Consider the following 23,831-nt stretch of genomic DNA (forward strand, 5'->3'; position numbering starts at 1 on the left):
CGATCCGAAATTCGGATGATGCGTGTTTCCGGGTCTACGCGCCGGCCTTCGGGCCGACGCTTTCCCTCAAGCGCGAGGCGTGAGACTTTCGCGGCCGCTGTCGATGTAAGGCGCCCAGAAATCCACCGACTCGCGGATCATTGCAATAACCTGATGATCGACCGGCTCCCTCTCCCGGAAGGAAAGTTCAAGGCAGATCTCATTGTCGGTTCCGCCACCCGCCCGCACGGTATCGAGCAGCTTCTGCGGGAGGATGCGGCCATCCTTGTTGTAGGCGGCGGTGAACGGCCAGTGTCCGCCCTTGTTCATCGACGATTGCTTGATGTGGATGATCGGCGATTGCAACGGGAACGCTTTCGCCCAGGCATAGGGATCAGTGTCGTCAGGATTGGGCGAGGTCACGTCGCCATGGTCGATGTCGACCATCATCTGCATCGGGATCGGCAGCTTGGCCGCATCGATGGCGCCCTGCAATTCGACGCAGCTTTCGATCGTGTGGCCGAACTCCCGCCCCACCGACATCGGTTCCCAGAACAAATAGGTCAGGCCCGCCGCCTTGGCGTGCTCGGCCACTTCGCGCCAGCACTCGAGCGCGATATCGAGAAGCGCCGCGCGCTGCTGCGGATCGTCAAAATCCTTGTAGGTGAATATGGCGAACTGCGTGCCCATGCCCGACGCGCCGAGTTCGGCGGAGATGTCGGCGAAGGTCTTGAACCAATCGACATAATAGCGGCGCACATCCGCGTCCGGATGGCCGAAATGATTGAGCCGGCCATAGGGACCGGTCATACCCGAAGTGATCCGCACGCCGGTCCGCGCCAAGGCGCTGTTGAACAGGCGAAGGAACTTGGCGATCGTTGCCGCCGGCCAGCCCGGATTGACGAATTCATGCGTCAGTTGCACGTCGCGGATGCCGATGCCATAGGCAATGGCGTCGATCAGATCGTCGGGATCGGCGAAGCGATTGACCAGCGGGTTGGTGTTCAGCGAAAGCGTGAAGGCCATCAGTTCACCGCCGCCATTGTCTTTGTGCACCAGTCTTCGAATGTTTTCCGCTCGGCCGCATTGATATGCAGCCCGTGTTTGGTCCGGCGTTCGAGAACGTCGGCGGCGGTCATCGCCCATTCGGTCTCGAACAGGAAGACAGCTTCGAGCTCATAGAAATCCGGGCCGAAACGACGGCCGAGATCGGCTTCGCCTTTTACGCCTTTCAGCAAGGCGCGTGTGCGCGTGCCGTAGCTGCGGGCATAGTGCTTCACCAGCGACGGGCTAAGCCACGAAAACTCGGCGTGCAGATCGCCCAGGAACTGTTCGAAATCCGCGTTGGGCAGGTCGCCTCCCGGCAGGGGAATTTTGGCTGTCCAGGCCTTCTTTATGGTCGGAAAGAAGGGCTGGATCTTTTCCAGAGCATGTTCGGACAGTTTGCGGAAGGTGGTGATCTTGCCGCCGAACACTGACAGCAGCGGCGCGCCGCCGTTGGGGGCATCGAGTTCAAAGATATAGTCGCGCGTCACCGCGCTTGGGTTGTCGGCATTGTCGTCATAGAGCGGACGCACGCCCGAGAAACTGTAGACCACGTCTTGCGCGGTCAGCTGCCGCTTGAAGTAGCGATTGACCACCTTGATCAGATAATTGATCTCGCTTGCCTCGGCGGCCACTTCTTCGGGCCGACCTTCATAAGGAATGTCGGTGGTGCCGATCAGCGCCAGATCGTTCTCATACGGGTTGACGAAGATCACCCGCTTGTCGTTGTTCTGGATGAGATAGGCCTGCCGTCCCTCCCAGAATTTCGGCACGACGATATGGCTTCCTTTCACCAAGCGAACGTTGCGGGTGGAATTCTGTCCGGCGACGCGGCTGACGATGTCATTCACCCATGGCCCGGCCGCGTTGACCAACCCGCGTGCGCGGACCCTCGTCACAGCACCGGTGCGGCCGTCCTGCATGTCGATCGACCACAGGCCGCCTTCGCGCCTGGCAGCAATACAGGCCGTGCGAGTGAAGACTTTTGCGCCGCGCTGACTGGCATCGAGCGCATTGAGCAGCACCAGCCTGGCGTCATCGACCCAGCAGTCGGAATATTCGAAGCCACGCTTGAATTCGTCCCTGATCGGCGCCCCTTCCGGCGCCGTTCTCAGGTTCAGTGTCCTCGTTCCCGGCAGCCGCTTGCGGCCGCCAAGATGGTCGTAGAGAAACAGCCCGAGCCGCACCAGCCATGCCGGCCGGTCCTCGGGGCTGTGCGGCAGCACGAAACGCATTGGCCAGATGATGTGCGGCGCCGCCTCAAGCAGCACCTCGCGCTCGATCAGCGCTTCTCGCACCAGCCGGAACTCGTAATATTCGAGGTAGCGCAGACCGCCATGCACCAGCTTGCCGGAACGCGAGCTGGTGCCTTGCGCCAGATCGTCCTTCTCGCACAGGATGACCGACAGCCCACGGCCGGCGGCATCGCGCGCTATGCCCGCTCCATTCACGCCGCCGCCGATCACGAAGAGATCGACAATATCTGTTGTATCGCTCAAGACTTAGCTCCTGTGCGGTGCGCCATCGATTTCCACACCGGATGCAGCGCCTGACGCGCCGCGACAAAAGACGGAAACAGCGCATCGTAGGTTTGCGAAAGCGCCTCGTCATAGGCGTCGCATTCGCCCAGCAGCGGCGCCACCCACTCGGCGCAGCAAACATCCATCGAGCGATAGACGCCAAGCCCGACCGCGGCCATCATCGCCGCACCCGCGGCGCCGGCTTCCTGGCGGCTGCTGGTCCTGACTTGCGCGCGGGTCGCCGCAGCGATGATACGGCGCAGCGACGGGCTGCGCGCGGCGCCGCCAGACAGGCGGATTTCGCCGGGCACGCTGCCCATTTCCTGGTAGCAATCGCGGGCCGCGAAGGCCAATCCTTCGAGAACCGCGCGTGCCAGATCGCCAAAACCGTGCTTGACGGAAAGCCCGATGAAGCCGGCGCGCGCGTCTGGATCGACGAACGGGCCGCGTTCGCCGGCAAGCGAGATATAAGGCTGATAGACCAGCGACCCCGGTTCCGATCCTTCGACCCAGACATCGAGCGCTTTCAGCAGCTCGTCGCGCGAAGGTTTTGCGCCGCTGGCGGTCAGCACGTCGCGCGCCAGGCCAAGCAGCCAGTCGATGTTGAGCGTCGCCGCCATATTGGATTGCAGCTGCGCATAGGCGCCCGGAACCGGCATGGCGATCGTGTAGCCGGAGGCATTGTCGTTGAGGACGACATCATCAGGGGTGCGCGCCAGGCGTGTGTGGATGCCGGTCGAGCCGATGACCGTGCAGCCGACATTGCCGCTTGGATCATAGAGGCCGGCGCCAAGCGCGGTGCTGACCATGTCGACGTAGCCCAGCACCACCGGCGCGCCCTCAAGCAGGCCGGTCTCGTTTGCTGCCGACGCAGAAAGCGGATGATGATCGGTCGTGCCTTCGAGCATGGGCGGCAACAGGCGGCGGTGCGACGTCAGATCCAGAATGTCGAGCACCTCGTCGGAATATCTGCGCGAGCGGAAATCGCCAAAGGTGAAGGTGCCTTCCGATGGATCGGTGGCGCGCTCGCCGGTCATCTTGAAATAGAGCCAGTCCTTGCAGTGAAAGGCAGTGGCGGCGCGCTCCAGAATTTCAGGGCTGTTCCTCTTCAGCCAGCTGAGCTGAGCGCCCTGCTGGCAGGCGTTGAGCCCGGTGCCGGTGATCTCGAACCGCGTGCGATCCCGGGGATCGCCGCGCATCTCGTCCACCAGATGTCCGGCGCGGGCGTCGAGCCAGAGCCAGGCGCGACCGACCGGCAAGCCGTCACCATCGATCAGCCAGGTGCCGTCGCCCTGCCCGGTGATCGCGATCGCCGCGGTTCGCCGCGCGAGGTCGGGAACTTTCGTCGCCAGCTCACGGACGGTCAGCGCCATGTCGCGCCATGTCTGATCGAGGTCCTGCTCGGCGCCGCCGCCTTCCAGCGTGACAAAACTGTTGGTCATCGACGCCATGGCAAGCTGCCGCCCCGACAGATCGAAAGCGACCGATTTGATCACGGACGTTCCCGCGTCGATCCCGATCAGCAGGTCTTTCATGCGCTGAGTTCCGGATGATTATGGAGGCAATTCACAAGGAGCAGTCTTTGTTGTCTGGAGCCGTGGAAAAGGCAGGGAGTGTCCGCAAGGACACCCCCTGTGCAGGTTTTTATTCCGACAGCACGAAGGGTGCGGTGTACTTGTCCACATTGTCCTTGGTGATGAGCAGGCAATCGAACAGCTGCTTCTCGCTGGTGGCGCCGGTAGCGCCCGTCTTGATGAACGAGTCGGCCTGCTGCACGGCCTTGGCCGAGAAGATGGCCACCGGCTGAAGCACGGTGTACTGCAGTTCGCCGGACTTGATGGCCGCAACCGCATCCGGGGAGCCGTCGAAGCCGCCGACCTTGATGCCGGCGAGCTTGCCGGCTTCCTTCAGCGCCGCAACCGCACCAAGCGCCATTTCATCATTGCCGCTGATCACGGCGATGATGTCGGGATTGGCCTGCAGCATGCTCTGCATCTTGTCGTGGCCCTGGGTGCGATCCCAGTTGGCGACCTGCGAAGCGGCCTTTTCGAGATCCGGATACTGGCTCAGCACGGTCGCGTAGCCGTTCGAGCGCGTGGCCGCGTTGTTGTCCGACGGGGCGCCGAGCAGTTCGACATACTTGCCCTTTTCACCGACCGCCTGCACCCACTGCTGGGCACCGAGAGCCGCACCCTGGGCGTTGTTGGAGACGAGCTGTCCCTTGGCAAGACCTTCCTGGTTGATCTCGGCATTGACGAGGAAAACCGGGATGTTGGCGGCAATCGCCTTCTTCACCGCGCCGACCGAACCATCGGCATTGGCCGGGTCGAGGATGATCGCCACCGACTTGTTGGTGATGGCGGTGTCGATCAGATTGCTTTCGGTATTGGTGTCGCCCTTGTGGGCGGCGACGTTGGCTGTATAGCCAAGCTTTTCGGCTTCGGCCTTGGCGACGTTGCCTTCGGTCAGCCAGTAGGGGTTGGCCGGATCGTTGACGATGATCGAGATCAGGCCTGCGGCCGATGCGGCTGCGCTAAACCCGACCACCATCGCGGCGGCAAGCAAACTTCTAAGCACGATTTTCATGTACATTCCTCCAATGATTACGCGGTCTTGCTGCCAGTCAGCTGGCAGTCTTCCCTTGGGCAGGATTGGCCGGTTCGGCCTTCCCCCGTTTCTGAGAAGTCGGTTGGCCGCCCGTCGAAGCTGGAAGCTTGCTACGGCGGCGATACTGAACGGCATTGAGGAGCACGGCGAGCACGATGACGGCGCCGGTGAACACTGTCTGCCAGTAGGATGAGATGCCGATGATCACCAGACCGTCGGACAGGAAGCCGATGACGAAGGCCCCGAGCAGAGTGCCGCGAATATTGCCGCGGCCGCCAGTCAGTGCGGCGCCGCCGATAACGACGGCGGCGATGGCCGTCAATTCGTAGGTGGTGCCCGCGGTCGGTCCGGCCGAGGTCAGCTGCGAGGACAGGATCAGGCCGGCAATGGCGGCGCAGATGCCCGACAGCACATAGACCGAAATCTGCACGGTCTTGACCGGAACGCCGGAGAGTTCGGCGGCGCGCTCATTGCCGCCCGAGGCGTAGAGCCAGCGTCCAAAGGCGGTGCGGTTCAGGACGATGCTGCCGATCAGCGCGATAACCGCCAGCACCACCACGCCGGTCGGCACGCCGAACAGGCGGTTGAAGCCGAGAGCATCGAAACCGGTGTTGCCCAACTCCGGCTTGCCGCCGAGATTGTTGTAGGTCAGGCCGCTGGTCATCAGCAGTGCCAGGCCGCGCGCCATGTACATGACGCCGAGCGTGGCGACGAAGGCCGGAACCTTGAACCGCGCGATCAGCACGCCGTTGATAAGCCCGACGGCCGCACCCAGCATGCAGGCCAGTACCGCGACCACCCAGACCGGCGGGTAGAGAACGACGCCCAGCCAGGTCAGCGTCACGCCCTGCATCAGAAACCCAGCGACGACGCCGGCAAGCCCGAGGGTCGAGCCGACCGACAGGTCGATGCCGCCATTGAGGATGACCAGCAGCATGCCGACGGCGAGAATCCCGAAGATGGCGACATGCGAGGCCATGGTCAGGAAATTCGCCACCGAGAGGTAATAGGGCGACAGGATCGAGAAGACGACAATGATGACGATCAGGGCAAAGAAGGCCCGGCCTTCGAGCAGCAGCTTGGCCACGTCGAAGCCCTCGCCGCCCGCATTGGGGCTGGACTGTTTGCTGGCCTGGCTGACATCGCTCATGGGTCGGGGCTCCGAAATTCTATGGTCAGGCGACCACGGCTTCGCCGGAGGCGGCCATGATCTGCTCTTTGGTGGCGTTGGCGCCGAATTCGGCTGAAATCTTGCCGCGCCGCATCACGACGATGCGATGGGCGATGCTGAGGCACTCATTGACCTCCGAAGTCGAGAAGACGACCGCCAGGCCTTGCGCGGCGCGCTCGCTGAGCAAGCGAAAGACTTCGGCCTTGGCGCCGACATCGATGCCGCGGCTCGGCTCGTCGAGAAGGATGACCTTGGGATCTGTCGTCAGCATCTTGCCGATGACGACCTTCTGCTGGTTGCCGCCCGACAGCGATCCGATCATGGCGTTGCCGCCCGCGGTCTTGATGGTCACCTTGCGGATCGAATCATCGATCAGTGCGCGTTCCCTCGGCCGGGAGAGGAACAGGCCTTTCGCGAACGCCTCGATGCTGGCAAGCGACAGATTGCGGCCGACCGTCATGGTCTGAACCAGGCCGTCGCGCTGGCGATCCTCGGGCACCAGCACCAGACCTCTGGCGATACGCTGCGCAATGGTCAGCCCCGAGACGTCCTCGCCTTCGAGCAGCGCCCGCCCGCCCGCCATGGGCACACGGCCGGCGACGGCCTCCAGCAATTCCGTGCGGCCCGCGCCCATCAGCCCATAGATGCAGACGATCTCGCCCGCTTTGACATCCAGCGACAGATGATCGACCACATATCCTGAACCCGAAGCGTCGGTGACGCTGACATCCTCGATCGACAGCGCCACCGCGCCGAACTCGTGGCCGGTCGGCGGCGAGCCGAGATCGAAATTCTCGCCCACCATGTTGCGGACGATCCATTCGAGGTCGATGTCCTTGGCCTCGGCCGTCGCCGTGATCGCCCCGTCACGCAGCACGACGGCGTAGTCGGTGATCTGCAGCGCCTCTTCGAGGTGATGCGAGATGTAGACGATGGAGACGCCGCGGCTGGTCAGGTCGCGGATCACCTTGAACAGCACCTCCACCTCGGTCGCGCTCAGCGCGGAGGTCGGCTCGTCCATGATCAGGATGCGGGAATCGACCGACAGCGCGCGTGCGATCTCGACGATCTGTTGCTGCCCCAGGCGCAGGTCCTCGACCAGGGTCATCGGATCGATGTCTTCTTCGAGGTCGGCCATCAGCGCCCGCGCCTGGCGCGCCTCCTCGGCGAAGTCGAGGCCGGTTCTGGTGCGCAGTTCGCGGCCCATGAAGATGTTGTCGCGAACGCTCAGATTCGGCGCCAGGCTGAGCTCCTGGTGGATGATCGAAATGCCGCGATCGCGCGCGTCTGAAGACGAGGCAAAGCTGACGAGATTGCCGTCGAGCACGATGTCGCCGGATGTCGGCGTCACCACGCCGGACAGGATCTTCATCAGCGTCGATTTGCCGGCGCCATTCTCTCCGAACAGGGTGGTGACCTTGCCGCGATGGATGTCGAAGTTGACGCCCTTGAGCGCGTGAACGCCGCCATACGACATGACGACATTGCGCGCCGAAAGCACGGCATCGCCAGTCGCGGGTTCTGTGCCGGCAGCCATTGTCATTTGACGTCCAGCCTCACCGGTGTGACCAGCCAGCTCTTCGGATTGACCAGCTTGAAGACGCCGACCACCGCTATTGTCTTGCCGGTCAAGGCGCTGGTGTCGACTTGCGCCAGCACCTCCTTCTTCATCTCGTTGTTCAGCGCCGAGCCGGCGTCCTGATACTCGATCTGGTTGGTGAACTGACCAAAGGTGATCTTGCCGGTGGCGTCGCGAAGCTCGGTGCCGTTGATCGCCGGCCCAGTCTGTACGCGGACGGTCAACGTGTCCGGCAAACCGTCGACGGCGACCTTGTAGATGCCCGATTTTCCCTCGCCGACGACGCCGGTGAACTTGACCGAGATGACCGGTCCGACTCCCGCCGGCACGCCATATTCCTTTTCGGCCGTCGCCCTGTCCTTGGCGATCGCCGTCGCCACCGTTGCGGCGTCGGCGGCACGCGCTTCGACATCGGCCTGCACCTTGGGAAATTCAGACTTGCCGTAGTCGGCGGCCGAAAACACCGCGTTGCGAACATCGCCGGCAGAGCCGATCTTGATCACCTTGGTATCGAGCGCCATGGCGCCGAGCAGAACCACAACCGCAGCGCCGGCAAGCACCCGGCGCAGGCCGGGCGAAGCTTGCCGGGCGGTGGCCTTCGCGCTCATGATGCAACCACCAGCGGTGCGGATTGTCCGTTGTCACGCATTCGAAGTTCCTCCGTTCACGCAGCGCTTCGCGGTCCCGGCTGCATCGTCGAGCTCGACCAGCGCGCGGGCCGTGCATTCGTCGGTGATCAGGCCGCTGAGATAACGGCTTTCGAGTACTGCCTTGATGGCGCGCACCTTCACCTTGCCGCCGGCGACGGCAACGATCCTGCGGCCCTTCAACTGATCGCGCGGAAGCGCCAGTATTCTTTCCGACAGCGCCGTTTCGACCGGACGCCCCTTGTCGTCGAAGAAATGCGCCAGCAATTCACCAACGCCGCCGTCACGCTTGACCTCGTCGATTTCGGAAGGCTCGATCATGCCGGTGGCGACCAGCGACGCCTCCCGCTCGGCCGTGCCTATTCCGACGAACATCAGGTCGGACCGGCTGGCGAGAGCGAACACATCGCTGATGCCGCGCTGGCCAAGCAGCACTTCGCGGTCCTCGGCGGTATTGGCGACAAAAGGCACCGGCATGACGAAAGCCTGCGCGCCGGTCCGCTCTGCCAGGCGATGCATGACGTCGTGCGGGTTGGCGGCGAATTTGCGCGTCACGCCGCCAAGCAGCGAGACGAAACGGATGTGAGCAGCAGTTGCGCGCGTCAGATATTCGACGCTGGCGGCAAGCGTGCGGCCATGGCCGACGCCGATCAGCATGTCTTCGCCGCGATCGATTTCGCGCTTCAGGAACTGGGCGCCGGCAATGCCCAGCCCCTTGAGCGGCAGTTCGTCCTGATCGAGATCGGGAACCACCTCGCAATAGTGGAGCCCATAGGCGGCGATCAGGCGCTGTTCCAGGTCGACGCATTCGGCGACGTCGCCGTCGATGAAGACCCTGACCAGACCTTCCTGGTTGGCCTTGGTGATCAGCCTATGCGCCTTGAGGCTGGTCAGGCCAAGCCGCTTGGCCACCTGGGCCTGGGTCAGACCACCGGCATAGTGCAGCCAGGCCGCGCGCGTGGCGAGGCTGGATTCATGGTCGCGGTTTGCGCTTCCGCCGGAATTCAAGCCATCCCCTCCCCAGGGTGATAATATTATCTTTGTGTGCAAAAATTTTCATACCTTTGCACCGCTGTCAATCCCTCCGCAGATGGTTGCCTCAGCCGACGTTCGGCAGCCAACGCGAGCCTATTAGAAGGTAAGCATACAATATGACCATACCGTAGTGTTAATTTAACGTCAATTTGTGTTACCGGATCCAGTGACGGCATGAGCCCGTAGGCGCCGGCAAATCCCAATCCGGGTGCAAAATGGGAAGGTTGATGCACAGGGCGCAACAAGGGCAAATCGATCGGATTGCCTCAGGAAAAGCTAGGCGTCGGCGATCAAGCGATCAGTCCAGCCGCATCAGGTTCCTGCCTTCGAGCTCGACAACAGCGGCTTCGACCTCCCGCGTGAGGCGCTCGGTGCTCCACCCCAACGCCCGCCCCGCGATCGCGGCAATCTCCTGCAGGTCGCGGCTCGTCAGCGAGCCGCCTATCGCCAACGTGCTGCGGCGCATAACGACATCGGCCAGATGTTCGACGAACTCGTTGCGCGCGATGTAGTCGATTTCCGCCTTGCCGTAGCCGCCGGAGTCCGGCAGGCAACCCTCATCATCCGACCCGTGCCTGGCGATCTCAACGGCTCTGGTCCCGTAGCGCGACAGCAATTGATCAAGGCGCCCTTCCCCGGCGCCCGTTGCCTGCTGTGCCTCAGCCAGCCAGTCCGCGCGCGCGGCGGCATTGGCCGGAAAATCCCGCCCACCGCCGATCGGCATCGACTGAGTCGACATCTTGCGGCTGCGCTGCAAGCGCTTGAGTACGGTATCAGTGACTTCCTCGGCAAAGCCGCGGAACGTCGTCCATTTGCCGCCGACCAGCGAAATGACTGCAAAGGGCCTGTTGCCGTCCGGCTCGGCAACGGGCGCCGAATGATCGCGGCTGATCAGTCCGGGCGTCGCTGCTTCAGACGTCGGCAGCGGCCGGATGCCGCTATAGGCGTAGACGATCTGGTCGCGCTCGAACGCCATGCCCGGCAGCAGCGTTCGCACGCTGTCGAGCAGATAGTCGACTTCTTCGGGTTCGCAGCGGACCGCGTCCGGATTGTCGGCCTTGATGTCGGTCGAGCCGACCAGCGCCAGGCCGAGATAGTCGTAGACCAGGCAGATGCGGCCGTCATCGGCCTCGAAATAGAGCATGCGCCCGGCCAGGCTTTCGACCAATTCGTCATGCTTCAACAGGATGTGCGACCCTTTGGTGCCGCCGATCATCTTCGACGGCGCGCCAAGCAACGCATTGACGTCGTCGATCCACGGACCGGCGGCGTTCACCACCAGCTTCGGCCGCACCGAAAAGGCCGCGCCGTTTTCCGGCTGGAATGTGAGCACGCCATTGGCTGAAGCCGCCAGTGTCGTGTAGTTGGCACCGGCAGACGCCGCGTGAGCCTGCAAGCCGTCGAGGATCAGTTCCAGCACCAGCCTTTCCGGGTGACTTATCTTGGCGTCGTAGTAGGTGCCGGTGGCGACGATCGCCGGATTGAGCGCCGGCATCTCAACAAGCGCCTGCCGCCGCCCGACCATGCGGTGGCGCGGCATGACCTGGTTTCGTGAACCGTAGAAATCGTAGATCATCAAGCCGATCTTGATCAGTATGGCGCCGCGGCTGCGCGGCGCGCTGGTCGAGCCGAACAGCGTTCGCAACGCCGCGAGCATGCCCTTGCTCCACGAGAAGATCGGGATGACGGTCGGCAGCGGGCTGACATAGTGCGGCGCGTTTTGAAGAAGCAGATTGCGTTCGAGCGTCGACTGCGCCACCAGCCCGAACTCGCCGGTCTCGAGATATTTCAAGCCGCCGTGGATGAGCCTCGACGGCGCGGCACTGGTGCCCGAGCCGAAATCCGCCTTTTCGACGATCAGGCAGCTGACACCTTGCGCGCACAGATCGCGAAACAGCCCAGCCCCGTTGATGCCGGCGCCAAGAATGACGACGTCGACTTCGGCGGTCCCGGCCATCGCGGCGAGACGCCCGGCGGGATTGTCCGCCCCGGCTCCATCTGCTGGGTTCATGGCGCCTTCGTCTTGACGATGCGCAACTTCACCCCCGCCCGTTCGAGGCTCTGCGCCTGCGCATCGCCCAGGCCCTCGGTCACCAGCACGGCGTCGAAACTGGTCAGATCGTCGAAGACATGCAGCGCGATCCGGTCGAATTTTGCGTGGTCGACCAAAAGGATGCGCTTCACGGAGGCGGTCATCATCGCCTGCTTGACCCGCACGACATTCGGATCCTGGATGAAGGCAGTGGTTCCGGTGATCGCCGAAGCCGAACAGATCAGCACATTGGCGCGCAGCTGCGCCACGGCGTTCTCGCAGACGATGCCGATATAGGCATTGTAGGTGCCGTGATACTGGCCGCCGAGACAGATGAAATCGAGGTCGTCGACATTGATCATCAGCGCCGCCGTCGACACGCTGTTGGTGACGACCGTCAACGGCTTGACGTCGAGCAGCAGCGTGGCGACCGCGTTTGCTGTCGATGAATCGTCGAGCATCACCACCTGGCCGGCCTCGACATAATCCAGTGCCGCCCGCGCCAGTGCATCCTTCTCGGCTCGATTGACGGTCACCCGGTAGCGGAAAGCGCTCTCGTAGAGGCCGGAAGGCTGGACCGTCACCGCACCGTGCAGCTTGCGCAGCACGCCCTGCTGCGCCAGCCGGTCGATATGCCGGTGGATGGTCATGCGCGACACGCCGAAATGCTCGACCAGATCGTCGATGCGCACCTGGCCGAGCTTGATCACATAATCGGCGATCTCTTCGCGTCGTTCGTCGGCCTTGATCATGCGTTTACCCCCGCCAGCCTTTCGATATCAGGCCAATGCGACTTCATCTGCTCGGCGATGCGGCAGTAGAGCGAAAACCGCTCGTTGAACACAGCACTGGAGGCCGGCGCTGGCTGATATGTCCGCGCCGTCATGCCGATCTGCCTTGCACCCTCTTGCGGCGTCTTGAACAAGCCGACCGCGGCACCTGCGCAAAGTGCTGCGCCCAAAGCCGCGGTCTCATCCGTCGATGTGACAGTGACGGGGGCGTTCAGCACGTCGGCAAACATCTGCACGAAAGCAGGATTGCGCGAACCGCCGCCAGTCAGGCGGATCTCGCTGACAGCAAAGCCGTCACGCAAAGCTTCGACATGGGTGCGGTGATTGAAGACTATGCCTTCCAGAACCGCCTTCAACATGTCGCCGCGATTGTGCCAGCCATGCAGGCCGACAAAGCTGCCGCTGGCCAAATCGCCATAGGGAGAGCCGAACAGATAGGGATGAAACAGGATGGTCGAAGGCTTCTTCAACGCCGCGTCGATCTCTCCCGCCAGCAATTCGTGGAGGGAGCCGCCATCCGTCCTGTCCTGCTCCGCGCGGCAAAACGTGTCGAGAAACCAGTCGTAGTTCGCGGTCGAGGCCGGCGAGATCGACATGTTGTTCCAACGGCCCGCGTCGATGGCGTTGCGGCAGAACCAACGCCGGTCGACGCGCGGTTGCGAAGAGACGACTTCATTGATGGAATAGGTGCCGGCGACGATGGCGAGCACGCCGTCTTCATGGCCGCCCATGCCAAGCGCCGAGGCGGCCACGTCGTGCAGGCCGCAGGCGACCGGTGTTCCCTTGCGAAGGCCGGTCTTTTCGGCGGCATCGGCTGTGACTTGACCGGCGATGTCAGCGGAATGCGCCACCGGCGGCAGCGCGTTGAACAGATCTTCCAACCCGAAGATGCGCAGCGCTTCAGGCGCATAGGCTTGCGTGCGAAAATCCGTGAATGAGGTGCTTGCCTCCGTGCGGTCGGTCCCGATCGTGCCGGTCAGGCAAAAGCGCAGCCAGTCCTTGCAGGCCAGCACATGGCCGATGCGGCCATAGCGATCAGGATCGTTCTGCTTAAGCCACGCCAGCAGCGCCGACGGCGCCGAAACATGCGGCGTCTGGCCTGTCGTCGCCAGCGCATCGGTGAAAACGGTAGCGGCGGACCACCTTTCGACAATGTCGCCGGCGCGGCTGTCGAGCGACAGGATGCCTGGTCCCAAAGGCTGACGATCATGATCGAGCAGATAGAGACCATCGCCATGCGCGGTCGCCGCCACCGCCTTGATGTCTTCCGCCGGCCTGCCGGAGAGCGCGATCGCCTCCTTGATGGCGTCGGCTGTTGCTTGCCACAGGCCTGACATGTCGCGCTCCACCCAGCGCGCGTGGGGCATCGATTGCGGCACCCGGCGACGCGCCACGGACAATTGCGTGCCGTCGGCATCGAAGATGACCGCCTTGGTGACCGTGAGGCCGTTATCGATTCCGAGCAGGCTGGGCATGATCACCGCCTCTTTCAGCATTGGCGATTGCTACAGGGCGATCCTGCAGTCTGATGCAAGGGCGAAACACATGGCGACAACCCCGATAGAGCAAGGCGGATAAATGGCAAAAGTACCTTGCCCCGACAAAACACCCATATCTTTATGTGAATTTAACGTCAACATGCGCGACAAAAACCGCTACGGCGCCGTTAGAGGGCATGAATGGATCTCGCCGTTGCCAGGCGACGCGTAATCAGCTGCTAAGGCCGTCACGGATGGCGCTGAAATAGCGGTCGGTTCCAACCTGCCCGCCCTTGAGTGCCACCTCCAGCCCATCGATCGCCTTGACGCGCGAGTGAGCGACGCAAAGCGGCGAGCCCGGCGACGCCGGCAACGGCATCCGCACGGTCAGCGCATCGACACCCATCTGGCCGAGCGCGTGGCTCGACGTATCGCCGCCGGCAACGACCACGCGCTGCAACTTCTGCTCGATGGTCAGCGCGCGAAGCAGTTCGCCGAGGCCCCGCCCGAGCTTGTGGCGGGCGCCTTCCTGGCGGTCGATTTCGCCCCCCCTATCGGCCGCGGGTCCAAGGGCCGTGTAGAGAACGACGCTGCGCCCGGCTTCCAGACTGGCGCGACCGGCTGCCGTCGCGCGTGCGATCGCATCTCCGGAAGCTTCGGAGATCAGTTCGACGGGATCGACCTCGATGCCGTCGAAGCCGTCAGTCAAAGCGTGACGGATCTGTCGTTCGGTCGTCGGCGAACAACTGCCCGAGACGACCGCGATCCGGTCGGCGGCACCCGGCGGCGAAAATTCTGGTTCAGCTCTGACTGTCCCGTTCGACACCCATTCGGCCAGCAGCGCATATTCGATCCCCGACGAGCCGACGACGAACGAACCGCCCGGCTTGCGGACGCGCCATATCTCCTTGCCGGCAAGCGCCTGCGTCTCGCGGCTGTCGACATCGACAAGTACGATGTCGGTGCCCTCTGCGAGCAAGCGGTCGAAGGCCTCCGAGCGCGCCACCGACTGCAACGTCGCGAGGTCGACCAGCCCCGATGTGAGCTCCGTCTGCCGCGACAGATGGATCAGCAGGTCGGATTCATCCATCGGCGTCGTCGGGTGGCGGCTCATCACCGGATGGCGGTCGATGCGGAAATACTTTTCACGATAGGCCGCGAACAAATGACCGAAGGCCGTGTAACGCTTGAGCTGCGGCGCCCCGACCAGCAGCGGCACGCTGTCCTGAGCGAAAACCGAGCGGCCGATCTCGATGGCGCGACCGATGCTGCCGATCGTCGGACTGGAATCGAAGGTCGAGCAGACCTTGTAGTGACAGAGAGCTGCGTTGAGCGTCTTCAGCCAGACGAAGGCACTCTTGAGATGGGTGTCCATCCATTGCGGGGTTTCGCTGCGGCTGGTGCCGGCCAGGCCAACGGCTCGGCAATGTGCGAACTGCGCAAGCATGGCCGCGTCCGGCTGGCGCATGAACAGCACGGTCGGCACGCCGCCGAGTTCGAGCGCTTCCATGACGTCGGTCGAACCGGTGAGGTCATCGCCATAATAGCTGAGAAGCAGATCTTGCATCGCTTCAGGCCGCTTTGCCGTCGCCGAATTTTTCGATCGACCGCGCCAGTTCGGGATGGCTCAAGGCGAAATCCGCCAGCGGAATGCCGTCGACCGCAGCTTGCCAGGCCTGCTGCACGGCACGCACCCCGGCGCCCGGCCCGTCCGGATGGCTGACGATGCCGCCGCCGCACAGATAGAGCAGATCGACCGTCCGGCCGGTCCGTTCATAGGTCTCGGGCGCCTGCCCGCCCCATTGGCCGGAACCGGCGACCGGCAGAGCGCAATCCTCAGGCGCAAAGATCGGGGTCGTTACCGCCTTGAAGGACTCGACGAAAGACGCGTCCGGCTCCCAGTATTTCGATTGGATGCCGTTGATCTGGAACTGGTCGACGCCGAGCAGCCGCCAGAACTGTTGCCAGACCTTGAAGTTCATACCGAGGCCGGGATGGCGGGTGAGGATGTCCCAGCCGTTGCGATGAGCGTGAAGCACCAGGCTGGAGCGTTTTCTCAAGAAGGCCAGGCCACCGAAACCGACGGAGTTGATGTTGACCACCGCGCAATTTCCGCCGGCCTTGGCCACCAGATCGTGATTGCGCATCATCTCGTCCGGGTCGGCATGCGAGATGCCGAAGGCATACATCACCTTCTTGCCGGTCCTCTGCTCGTGGTCGAGGATCAGCGGCATGATTGCCTTTACCCGCTCCGCCAGCGGCGAATAGGCTGGGCTCATCAGCTTCTCATCGTCCTTGATGAAATCGACACCGGCGGCGATCAGCTCGCCCACCATCGCGGCGGTCTCGGGGGGCCGCAGCCCCAGCGCCGGCTTGACGATGGTGCCGATGATCGGCCGATCCGTGACACCTGTCAGCCTGCGGCTGCCGGCGACGCCGAATTGCGGCCCTGGATGCGCGCCGCGGAATTGCTCCGGCAGCTTCATGTCGACAACGCGAATGCCGGACAGGCCCTTGATCGAATAGGCGCCGCCGATGGCAATGGTCATCAGAGCCGACAGGTCGTGGCCGATGGCATCGAATGGAAAGGCGATGTCGACATCCGCGCGCTTGAACGGCCCGTTACCGGCCTCGGGAATGGAGGGGCGAAGTGCGTCCGGCAGGTGCCGGATGGCCAGGACGCGCGCGGCCACCCGGGCCTTTAGTTCCTCGGTTTCGCCGGGCAGCGCGACGAAGGTTCCGGTCGACTGGTCGCTCGCGATCTTGGCTGCCAGCGCCTCGATGCTGCCTGATGTTTCGATGCGGTAGGTGAGCGTGATCATGGTTCGTTGTCTGAGGGGCGGAAGGTTCGAAAAGAGTTCCTTGACCGTCGAAATCTGGTATAATGAGTACATAAGCTTTGCAAGCGATATCCTGTCTTGCGGCTATCGCCGATGGGGGCGACGGCCATTCCGGGAATGGCTGTGGCAATGCTAGATAGAGACAGGTCAAGGGAGTGATTCGCGACGATGAACCGTTCGGAGCCGATCGTCCGGCGCAAACTTTCCGACGAAGTGTTTTTGCGGCTGAAGCGCCTGATCACCAGCGGAGAATTGACGCCGGGCGACGACATGCCGTCGGAGCGCGAGTTGATGGAGCGCTTCGAGGTCGGCCGTCCCGCGATCCGCGAGGCGATGCAGGCACTGAGCAATATGGGCCTCGTCGCGATCTCGCATGGGGAACGCGCCAAGGTGCTGCAGCTGACCGCCAAGTCGATCATCAAGCAGGTCGATGGCGCAGCCAAGATCATCCTGTCGTCGTCGAAGGACACGTTGGAACACCTGAAAACGGCGCGCATCTTCTTCGAGCGCGGTATGGTCAGGGAAGCCGCCGAAAACGCCACTGCCGAGGACGTTGAGCAGCTGCGGGCCACAATTGCCGAACAGCGTGGCTTTCGCGGCGATTCCGAAGCCTTCATCTCCGCCGACATGAAGTTTCACACCCAGATCGCGGCGATCTCGGGCAACCCGATCTATATCGCCGTCAGCGAGGCGATGCTCGGTTGGCTGAAGGAATATCACACCGAAATGCTGATCTGGACCGGCAAGGAACAGTTCACGCTGACCGAGCATGAAGAGATCATCGGCCGCATTGAGAAGAAGGATGCCGACGGCGCCGAGAAGGCGATGATCAAGCACCTCGAGCGCTCGCGCGCGCTTTATGTGATGAACTCCGGCAACTGATTTCAGCTGATCCGCGTGATCGCGTAAGGGGTCATCACCAGTTGGCCTCGGCCAAACGCTGAGATGTCGACCGTCACGTCGTCCGCCGTCAGGTTCGCCAGCCACGCCACGGTCTTGCCCGAAGCGGAGCGGCCGGCCAGCGCCAGCACCTTGGTCTCGTCGCTCGTCCTTGCCGCAACATGGGCAAGGCCGGCCAGTTCGCAAAGCCCCTTGATGGCATCGAAGATCGGCCGAGGCGATCCTTCCGCGACGGGTTCGCCGGATGCTGCCAGCACGCCGAAGGGCCCGGCGAAGCCGGACAGCGTGAGCAGTTCCAGCCCGGCCGGCGCGACACGCGCGGCATAGCCGATCGCCCATGCGGCTGCGAACAGGCCGGCATGGCGAGGGTCGCGATCGGCCATGGCGATGCGCTGTCCCCCGGGATTGCCCTTGGTCGCGCCGCCATAGGGGTTCTGGCGCATGGCGATCGTCGATGGACCGATGCGGTAAGGCTTTTCCCCAAAGATCGCCCGCGCCGACGCGGTTATGGAGGGCAGCGCCTCCAGCGACTGCATGACGCTGAGATCGTCGGCGGCGTGCACGATCGGGCACGTGCAGTGAGTGACGAAATCGAGCAGGCCCCCCGGCACGCGCTTGCGGTTGAGCTCGGTGAAATAGCTGAACATGCCGCCGCCAAGCCGGATATCGGGAAAGGCGCGCCGCGCCGCGTCATAGACGTCTTCGAGCGGCGGACAGTCCGGCCACGCACTGCCCGGCGGTGTCGACTGCCGGTCGACCGAAGGCGAGACGGCAATGGCCGAAAGCTTCAACCCGGCTTGACGCACCATGTCGGCAACGCCTGACAGCTCGGGATCGAGGTCGCCCGCGCAGGCAACGACGCATTCCAGCGTCGTCTGCACCGGATAGGCGGCGGTGAGCCTTGCATAAGACTGCAATGCTTCGAGACCGTGGCCGCGCGTCGGATCGTAGTGGAAGACAAGTTGCTGCGGGCCGAGCTCGGTCAATGTCGAAAGATTTGCGAGCGCTGCTTCGACCTCATCCGGGTAGATGATCACGCCGAGATCCGGCAGCCTCTGCCCGGTCTCGCCGAGTTCGACGCTGACCGGTTCGGCGGCAGATGCTGCGGCCGGCATTCCCCCCTCGCCGGTGATGCGCAGGCTGACCGTCTGGCTTACAGTTTGGCCGGCCGGCAGTACATAGGGCCAAGGCAGCGCGAGTGGCCGCACATAGGTCTTGTAGGACGCGTCCGACCAGTTGCGCTGGTCCTCCATCTCGAAAGTGTCGCCCTCCATCCGGCATTCGGCAGTAATGCCCGGCCGGACTTCATGGGTGATCGCGCGCAAATCCTTGAAAGGCTGCCAGGGATCGATCAACAGCGGCAGTTTCGTCGCCACGACGCTGCCGTCGGTATGCTCGACCGTGACCGGGCTGCCGGCGAGGCCGGCGATCGGATGCAGGACGCAAAAACCGCAGCGATTGGTCTCGAAATCGCTTTCAGGGACCCCGCTGACGTCGAACACTAGGTGACCGTTGGCGGAGCCCTTGATCGTAGCGCGAAAGTCGAGCCGGCTTCCGCCCGGTGCTAAGCAAGTTGCGGAGTAGCTGACGGAGAAGCTGTCGGCGTTCTGATCGACGGCAAGGTCCGTCAGCGCCGGTTCATAGGTGCCCCAGTCGCGGTCGCGCACGATGTAGGCGATGGCGCGCAGCACTTCGATGCCGCCGTAACGGATGGTGCGCAGGCTGCCGTTGACAAAGTCGGCGCTGAGCAAGCCCGCACTCAGCCTAACCGGCTCGGCCTCGACCACGCGTGTGCCGTATAGGAGGAAGGCGTCGGCTGTCATGTCAGCAAGCCATCCAGGTGGACAGGTTCGTGGCTCGCGGCGCCCAGATAGGCCGCCTCGACCAGCGCGAATGTCTTGAGATTGTCGGCGCCCGAGGTCGCCGGCTCGGTTCCCTTTGCCAGGCAGTCGACCCAGTGCTGCTGGATGGCGACGACGCTCTCCTGGATGTTGTGCCATGGGCGCGATGCCCAGGCGAGTACGGGCGGCGAAACGTCGGTGATCTTCGTGCCGCTCCTGCCGGTGACGGTGAGTCGATATCCCTGCGCCAAGCGGATCGTGCCGTCGCTGCCGTCGATCTCGATCAGCGTTTCGGGAAACGGTTCGGTGGCGAGCTTCGTCGCGTAGCTACAGTCGACCACTGACGTCGCCCCGCTCTTGTGGTCCATCAGCATCGTCGCGACATCTTCGCCCGCGATGCCGGGGTTGATGCGCGCGGTTCGCGTCGTGATCGTCGACACGTCGCCCAGTAGAAAACGGGCGATGTCGAGACTGTGGATACCGAGGTCCTCGATGATGAAGCGCTTTCCCTTGGCGAGATAGGGCTGGCCGGAAAACACGTCATAGGCAGAGCGGAAGGAGATGCGCCCGAAGAACGGCGTGCCGATCTCGCCGCTGTCGAGCACGGCACGCACCGCCTGGATCGCCGACTGCCAGCGAAAATTCTCATGCACCATCAGCGGTACGCCGGCTTCCACGCAGGCCCTCACCATCGCCTTGGCGTCGGCAAGCGTCGGCGCGAACGGCTTTTGGCAAATCACCGGCACACGGTGCAGCGCCGCCATCTCGACCAGCGGACGATGGCTGGGAACGGTAGTGGCGATATCGACGAAGTCGAGGCTTTCGCTTGCAAACATCTCTGCCGCGTCGGTGTAGCGCTTCGCAATGCCGAAGATCGGAAGAGCACACGTCTNAATGCCGAACTGGTCGCCGATGATGCGCAGCCGCTCCGGGTCGCGGTCGCAAATGGCGACCATCGCGGCGCCTTCAATGTCGCGCCAGGCATGCATCTGGTTGATGGCAAAGAAGCCGCAGCCGATGAGCCCTCCCCGCAACTCCGCCATGCTCAGCCTGCCTTTGCCATCTGCATCAACGTCACCCGGCTCTGCAGCCGGCGCTGCGCTTGGTCGACGACGACGGCGACGATGATGACAAGGCCCTTGATCACCATCTGCCAGAAGGAACTCACGCCCATCATCACCAACCCGTCCGAAAGAATGCCGATGACGAAGGCGCCGACAATGGTGCCGCCGATCGTGCCGCGCCCACCTGACATCGAGGTGCCGCCGAGCACTGCCGCCGCGATGGCGTTGAGCTCGAAACTTTCGCCCGTTGCCGGGTGCGAGGCCATCAGTTCCGACGAGATGATCAGGCCGACGATCGCCGCGCAGAAACCGGAGAACATGTAGACGAACATTTTCACCATGTTGACACGGACGCCCGAAATTCGCGACGCCCGTTCATTGCCGCCGACGGCGAAGATGTGGCGGCCGAGCGGCGTGTATTTGGCGAGATATGCCGCAGCCAGCGCAACGACGATCAGGATCCAGATCGCCACCGGCAGGCCGAGCAGCCGCCCGGCGCCGAGGAAACCAAACCCGGTGGTACCGAGCTCCGGCTTGCCGACGAGGTTGGGGAAGGTGCGGCCGTCCGACGACAGCAACGCCAGGCCGCGCGCGACATAGAGCACGCCAAGCGTGGCGATGAACGGCGCGACATTCAACCTGGTGATCAGCAGTCCGTTGACGGCGCCGATCAGGATGCCGACCGCCAGCGTGATCAGCGCGATCTCGACGACGTTGAAATAGATAGTGTAGCCGAATTGCAGGTCGATGCCGTTGAGCACGAGGTAGCCGGCGACCATGCCGCACAGGCCGACGATCGAGCCGACCGACAGGTCGATGCCGCCGGTGATGATGACGAAGGTCATGCCCATGGCGAGGAAGGCGTTCAGCGCCACATGTTTCGACATCAGGACCAGATTGGCGGTCGACAGGAAATTCGGCGCCGCGATCGAGAAGAAGATCAAGACGGCGATCAGCGCGATGAAGGTCCTCGCCTTCATCAGCGTCAGCAGCAGCGAGCCGCTCGAAACGGAGGAGACAGCCGCCTTGGCCGGGATGTCAGTCATGGGTTCTCCGTGTGCGGGGCCGGTCCGTGGCCAAGTGCCGAGGCGGCGACAAGGGCTGCCTCCGTCGCCTCGGCGCGATCGAACATGCCGGTCAGTTTTCCATTGCTCATCACCGCGATCCGGTCGGACAGCGCCATCACCTCATCGAGATCGGAGGTGGCGAACAGAATACCGAGCCCATCGCGCGACAGTTTGCGCATGGTGCGGAAGACGTCGGCCTTGGCGCCGACATCGATGCCGCGGCTCGGCTCGTCCATCAGCAGCACCTTCGGCCCGGTGAGCAGCGCCTTGCCGATCACCACCTTTTGCTGGTTGCCGCCCGACAGCGACGAGACCTCCTGCGCCGGGTCGGCGACCTTGATCGCCAGTTCCCGCACCATCTGCGTCACCGCCTGCTTCTCCTGGCCGCCGCGAATGTGGAACAGGCGGACAAACCGCGACAGGCTGGCCAGTGTCAGATTGCTGGCGACGGACAGGATCGACACCAGCCCTTCGCGTTGGCGGTCTTCGGGGATCAGCGCCAGCCCGCGCCGGATGCGCCGCGTCGTGTCGCGCTCCTTGACCTTTTTGCCGGCGATGAAGATCGCGCCGGTAGCCTGGCCATGGCGGCCCATGATGCAGTCGAACAGCTCGCTGCGCCCAGCGCCCATCAGGCCGTATATGCCGAGGATCTCGCCGGCGCGCAGCGACAGCGAAACGTGATCGACCGCCAGTCCGCCGGTCGCGCGCGGCAGGCAGATGTCCTCGGCGCGGAATATCTCTTCGCCGGGAACATGGCCGTCGGCCTTGGCGAAATCCTTGGCGTCGGAGCCGATCATCTGCCGCACGATCCACCGGGTGTCGACGTTTTTCATCTCCTCCTGGCCGGTGATGTGCCCATCGCGCAGCACCGTGATGTAGTCGCCGATGCGGATCAGCTCTTCCAGCCGGTGCGAGATGTAGACGATCGCCACGCCGCGCGCCTTGAGGTCGGCGATCACCTTGAACAGGATCTCGACTTCCGCCGCACTGAGCGCCGAGGTCGGCTCGTCCATGATCAGGATGCGCGCATCGAGCGAAACCGCCTTGGCGATCTCGACCAGCTGCTGCTGGCCGATGCGCAGATCCTCGACCAGCATGTCGGGCCTTATCCCGGCCTGCAGGCGTTCGAGAAATTGCGCCGCGCGACGCTCCTGCTCCTTGCGGTCGATCTTGCGGAACCGGTTGGTGATCTCGCGCGTGGCGAAGATGTTCTCGGCGACGGTCATATTGCCAAACAGGTTCAGCTCCTGGAACACCATGCCGATGCCGCGGTTCACCGCGTCGCCCGATGACGAGAAGGAGACCTCCTCCCCTTCCAGGAGGATCCGGCCGAGCGTCGGCTGTTCGACGCCGGCGATGATCTTCATCAGCGTCGATTTGCCGGCGCCGTTTTCGCCGACCAGCACATTGACCGCGCCCTTGCGCACCTCGAAATTCGCGCGCTTGACCGCGACGGTGCCGGAATAGACCTTGGAGACGTCCTCCAGCTTCAAGACGACATCGTGAGCAACCGCAGCGCTCATGGCTTCCGCCCGATTTCTGCCTCCGCCGGCGTCACCAGCGGCAGGTCCTGGCCGCTCTCGAGCGTATAGGCGCCGAGAACCTTGGCGGTCCGGCCTTCCAGCGCGTCACGCGGCAGTTTGGCAAACAGGGCCTTGACGGCATAGGCGTTGAACGCCTTGCCGAACTGGGCAAAGTCGATCTGATTGGTAAAATCGTTGAACTGGATGAAATCGAGGCTGTCGCGCAGCGCGGTTCCCCGCATCGCCGGTCCGATTTGCACCCGCGCATCGGCCTTGCCGTCGCCGTCGACATCGACATCCATGGTCGCTGCCCGCGACTGCGTGTTGGCGGCGATGATCTTGCCCTCGACGCGAACCGCGAAGGTCCAGGGCGAATTCGCCTGCTTGTTCGGATTGCCATATTTGGCGCCGGCGGAAGCAGGATCGGTTTTTGCCAGAGCGTGGACTTGCACAAACGGCCCGGCTTTCTGCTGGAGGTAAGGCACGACCTTCGCCGCCCATATCTCCTCGACCATCTTGTCCGGATTGAAGGCGGCAGCGCTGCCGCTATCCCCCGAGGGAGTCGGCAGGATCTTGCAGGCGGTCAGGCTGATGCCGACTGCAACGACAAGCATCGGCCAGATCGGCTTGTTGTTCAGCATGATGGCCTGTTGAGCATGGTGATTGGCACCCACGGAAAATGGCGGCGAGGGACGACCTTGATCGCCCCTCGC

Annotated in this window: 19 protein-coding genes; 1 reads left to right on the forward strand and 18 read right to left on the reverse strand. The window is 63.4% G+C overall.

Annotation, left to right across the window (positions count from 1 at the left end; translation table 11 throughout):
• Positions 1-66 precede the first annotated feature (66 nt).
• From X750_RS159210 to oiaX, 13 genes are all read right to left on the reverse strand, one after another.
• Positions 67-1,005 carry a TIM barrel protein gene (locus tag X750_RS159210; RefSeq protein WP_023746780.1) on the reverse strand — a complete coding sequence of 313 codons (939 nt, stop codon included), beginning with the start codon at positions 1,003-1,005 and terminating at the stop codon, positions 67-69.
• Positions 1,005-2,522, reverse strand: coding sequence for a glycerol-3-phosphate dehydrogenase (locus X750_RS159205; protein WP_023746781.1), 1,518 nt, complete (start codon positions 2,520-2,522; stop codon positions 1,005-1,007). Before X750_RS159205 ends, X750_RS159210 begins: the two co-directional genes overlap by 1 nt.
• Positions 2,519-4,078, reverse strand: coding sequence for an FGGY-family carbohydrate kinase (locus X750_RS159200; protein WP_023746782.1), 1,560 nt, complete (start codon positions 4,076-4,078; stop codon positions 2,519-2,521). Before X750_RS159200 ends, X750_RS159205 begins: the two co-directional genes overlap by 4 nt.
• A 109-nt stretch (positions 4,079-4,187) precedes the next feature.
• Complete coding sequence (locus tag X750_RS159195; protein WP_023672597.1) at positions 4,188-5,135, reverse strand: D-ribose ABC transporter substrate-binding protein; 948 nt, start codon at positions 5,133-5,135, stop codon at positions 4,188-4,190.
• Positions 5,136-5,166: 31 nt separating this feature from the next.
• The gene (locus tag X750_RS159190; RefSeq protein WP_023688198.1) at positions 5,167-6,300 is read right to left on the reverse strand and encodes an ABC transporter permease; all 1,134 of its coding nucleotides are present in this window, start codon (positions 6,298-6,300) and stop codon (positions 5,167-5,169) included.
• Between the two features lie 25 nt (positions 6,301-6,325).
• Positions 6,326-7,864, reverse strand: coding sequence for a sugar ABC transporter ATP-binding protein (locus X750_RS159185; protein ID WP_023697632.1), 1,539 nt, complete (start codon positions 7,862-7,864; stop codon positions 6,326-6,328).
• A complete protein-coding gene (locus tag X750_RS159180; RefSeq protein WP_245271813.1) occupies positions 7,861-8,421 on the reverse strand; it encodes a DUF2291 domain-containing protein in 561 nt (186 codons plus the stop codon). The genes X750_RS159185 and X750_RS159180 overlap by 4 nt, the downstream gene beginning before the upstream one ends.
• 120 nt (positions 8,422-8,541) lie before the next feature.
• Positions 8,542-9,555 carry a sugar-binding transcriptional regulator gene (locus X750_RS159175; protein WP_023672601.1) on the reverse strand — a complete coding sequence of 338 codons (1,014 nt, stop codon included), beginning with the start codon at positions 9,553-9,555 and terminating at the stop codon, positions 8,542-8,544.
• 325 nt (positions 9,556-9,880) lie between these two features.
• A complete protein-coding gene (locus X750_RS159170) occupies positions 9,881-11,539 on the reverse strand; it encodes a glycerol-3-phosphate dehydrogenase/oxidase (RefSeq protein WP_245271814.1) in 1,659 nt (552 codons plus the stop codon).
• Positions 11,540-11,589: 50 nt separating this feature from the next.
• Positions 11,590-12,366 (reverse strand): DeoR/GlpR family DNA-binding transcription regulator, encoded by a 777-nt coding sequence (locus X750_RS159165; RefSeq protein WP_031242587.1) that lies wholly within the window; start codon positions 12,364-12,366, stop codon positions 11,590-11,592.
• Positions 12,363-13,880, reverse strand: a complete 1,518-nt coding sequence (locus X750_RS159160) for an FGGY-family carbohydrate kinase (RefSeq protein WP_023746786.1) — start codon at positions 13,878-13,880, stop codon at positions 12,363-12,365. Before X750_RS159160 ends, X750_RS159165 begins: the two co-directional genes overlap by 4 nt.
• Before the next feature lie 235 nt (positions 13,881-14,115).
• Complete coding sequence (locus X750_RS159155) at positions 14,116-15,450, reverse strand: four-carbon acid sugar kinase family protein (RefSeq protein ID WP_023746787.1); 1,335 nt, start codon at positions 15,448-15,450, stop codon at positions 14,116-14,118.
• Between the two features lie 4 nt (positions 15,451-15,454).
• Positions 15,455-16,705: a 3-oxo-isoapionate-4-phosphate decarboxylase OiaX gene (oiaX, locus tag X750_RS159150; RefSeq protein WP_023746788.1), complete on the reverse strand. Its 1,251-nt coding sequence runs from the start codon at positions 16,703-16,705 to the stop codon at positions 15,455-15,457.
• Between the two features lie 186 nt (positions 16,706-16,891).
• Here oiaX and X750_RS159145 point away from each other — a divergent pair, with 186 nt between their 5' ends.
• On the forward strand, positions 16,892-17,605 hold the full coding sequence (locus X750_RS159145; RefSeq protein WP_023672607.1) for a transcriptional regulator NanR: 714 nt from the start codon (positions 16,892-16,894) through the stop codon (positions 17,603-17,605).
• Between the two features lie 2 nt (positions 17,606-17,607).
• Here the strand turns inward: X750_RS159145 and X750_RS159140 are convergent, their stop codons facing one another.
• From X750_RS159140 to X750_RS159120, 5 genes are all read right to left on the reverse strand, one after another.
• A complete protein-coding gene (locus X750_RS159140) occupies positions 17,608-19,446 on the reverse strand; it encodes a hypothetical protein (RefSeq protein ID WP_023746789.1) in 1,839 nt (612 codons plus the stop codon).
• The gene (locus tag X750_RS159135) at positions 19,443-20,507 is read right to left on the reverse strand and encodes a Gfo/Idh/MocA family oxidoreductase (protein WP_023746790.1); all 1,065 of its coding nucleotides are present in this window, start codon (positions 20,505-20,507) and stop codon (positions 19,443-19,445) included. Before X750_RS159135 ends, X750_RS159140 begins: the two co-directional genes overlap by 4 nt.
• A gap of 2 nt (positions 20,508-20,509) precedes the next feature.
• A complete protein-coding gene (locus X750_RS159130) occupies positions 20,510-21,574 on the reverse strand; it encodes an ABC transporter permease (protein WP_023746791.1) in 1,065 nt (354 codons plus the stop codon).
• Positions 21,571-23,118 (reverse strand): sugar ABC transporter ATP-binding protein, encoded by a 1,548-nt coding sequence (locus X750_RS159125; protein ID WP_023672611.1) that lies wholly within the window; start codon positions 23,116-23,118, stop codon positions 21,571-21,573. The genes X750_RS159130 and X750_RS159125 overlap by 4 nt, the downstream gene beginning before the upstream one ends.
• The gene (locus tag X750_RS159120) at positions 23,115-23,759 is read right to left on the reverse strand and encodes a DUF2291 family protein (RefSeq protein ID WP_023746792.1); all 645 of its coding nucleotides are present in this window, start codon (positions 23,757-23,759) and stop codon (positions 23,115-23,117) included. Before X750_RS159120 ends, X750_RS159125 begins: the two co-directional genes overlap by 4 nt.
• Positions 23,760-23,831 lie beyond the last annotated feature (72 nt).

Source organism: Mesorhizobium sp. LNJC391B00 (assembly GCF_000502535.1).
In the GTDB taxonomy this organism is placed as follows: domain Bacteria; phylum Pseudomonadota; class Alphaproteobacteria; order Rhizobiales; family Rhizobiaceae; genus Mesorhizobium.

Excerpts from the sequence above, each read along its gene's own strand:
- X750_RS159195 (WP_023672597.1), bottom strand. The coding sequence starts at position 5,135 with ATGTACATGAAAATCGTGCTTAGAAGTTTGCTTGCCGCCGCGATGGTG.
- X750_RS159210 (WP_023746780.1), bottom strand. The coding sequence starts at position 1,005 with ATGGCCTTCACGCTTTCGCTGAACACCAACCCGCTGGTCAATCGCTTC.
- X750_RS159200 (WP_023746782.1), bottom strand. The coding sequence starts at position 4,078 with ATGAAAGACCTGCTGATCGGGATCGACGCGGGAACGTCCGTGATCAAA.
- X750_RS159180 (WP_245271813.1), bottom strand. The coding sequence starts at position 8,421 with ATGGCGCTCGATACCAAGGTGATCAAGATCGGCTCTGCCGGCGATGTT.
- X750_RS159185 (WP_023697632.1), bottom strand. The coding sequence starts at position 7,864 with ATGACAATGGCTGCCGGCACAGAACCCGCGACTGGCGATGCCGTGCTT.
- X750_RS159190 (WP_023688198.1), bottom strand. The coding sequence starts at position 6,300 with ATGAGCGATGTCAGCCAGGCCAGCAAACAGTCCAGCCCCAATGCGGGC.
- X750_RS159145 (WP_023672607.1), top strand. The coding sequence starts at position 16,892 with ATGAACCGTTCGGAGCCGATCGTCCGGCGCAAACTTTCCGACGAAGTG.
- X750_RS159140 (WP_023746789.1), bottom strand. The coding sequence starts at position 19,446 with ATGACAGCCGACGCCTTCCTCCTATACGGCACACGCGTGGTCGAGGCC.
- oiaX (WP_023746788.1), bottom strand. The coding sequence starts at position 16,705 with ATGATCACGCTCACCTACCGCATCGAAACATCAGGCAGCATCGAGGCG.
- X750_RS159170 (WP_245271814.1), bottom strand. The coding sequence starts at position 11,539 with ATGGCCGGGACCGCCGAAGTCGACGTCGTCATTCTTGGCGCCGGCATC.
- X750_RS159120 (WP_023746792.1), bottom strand. The coding sequence starts at position 23,759 with ATGCTGAACAACAAGCCGATCTGGCCGATGCTTGTCGTTGCAGTCGGC.
- X750_RS159160 (WP_023746786.1), bottom strand. The coding sequence starts at position 13,880 with ATGCCCAGCCTGCTCGGAATCGATAACGGCCTCACGGTCACCAAGGCG.
- X750_RS159165 (WP_031242587.1), bottom strand. The coding sequence starts at position 12,366 with ATGATCAAGGCCGACGAACGACGCGAAGAGATCGCCGATTATGTGATC.
- X750_RS159130 (WP_023746791.1), bottom strand. The coding sequence starts at position 21,574 with ATGACTGACATCCCGGCCAAGGCGGCTGTCTCCTCCGTTTCGAGCGGC.
- X750_RS159125 (WP_023672611.1), bottom strand. The coding sequence starts at position 23,118 with ATGAGCGCTGCGGTTGCTCACGATGTCGTCTTGAAGCTGGAGGACGTC.
- X750_RS159155 (WP_023746787.1), bottom strand. The coding sequence starts at position 15,450 with ATGCAAGATCTGCTTCTCAGCTATTATGGCGATGACCTCACCGGTTCG.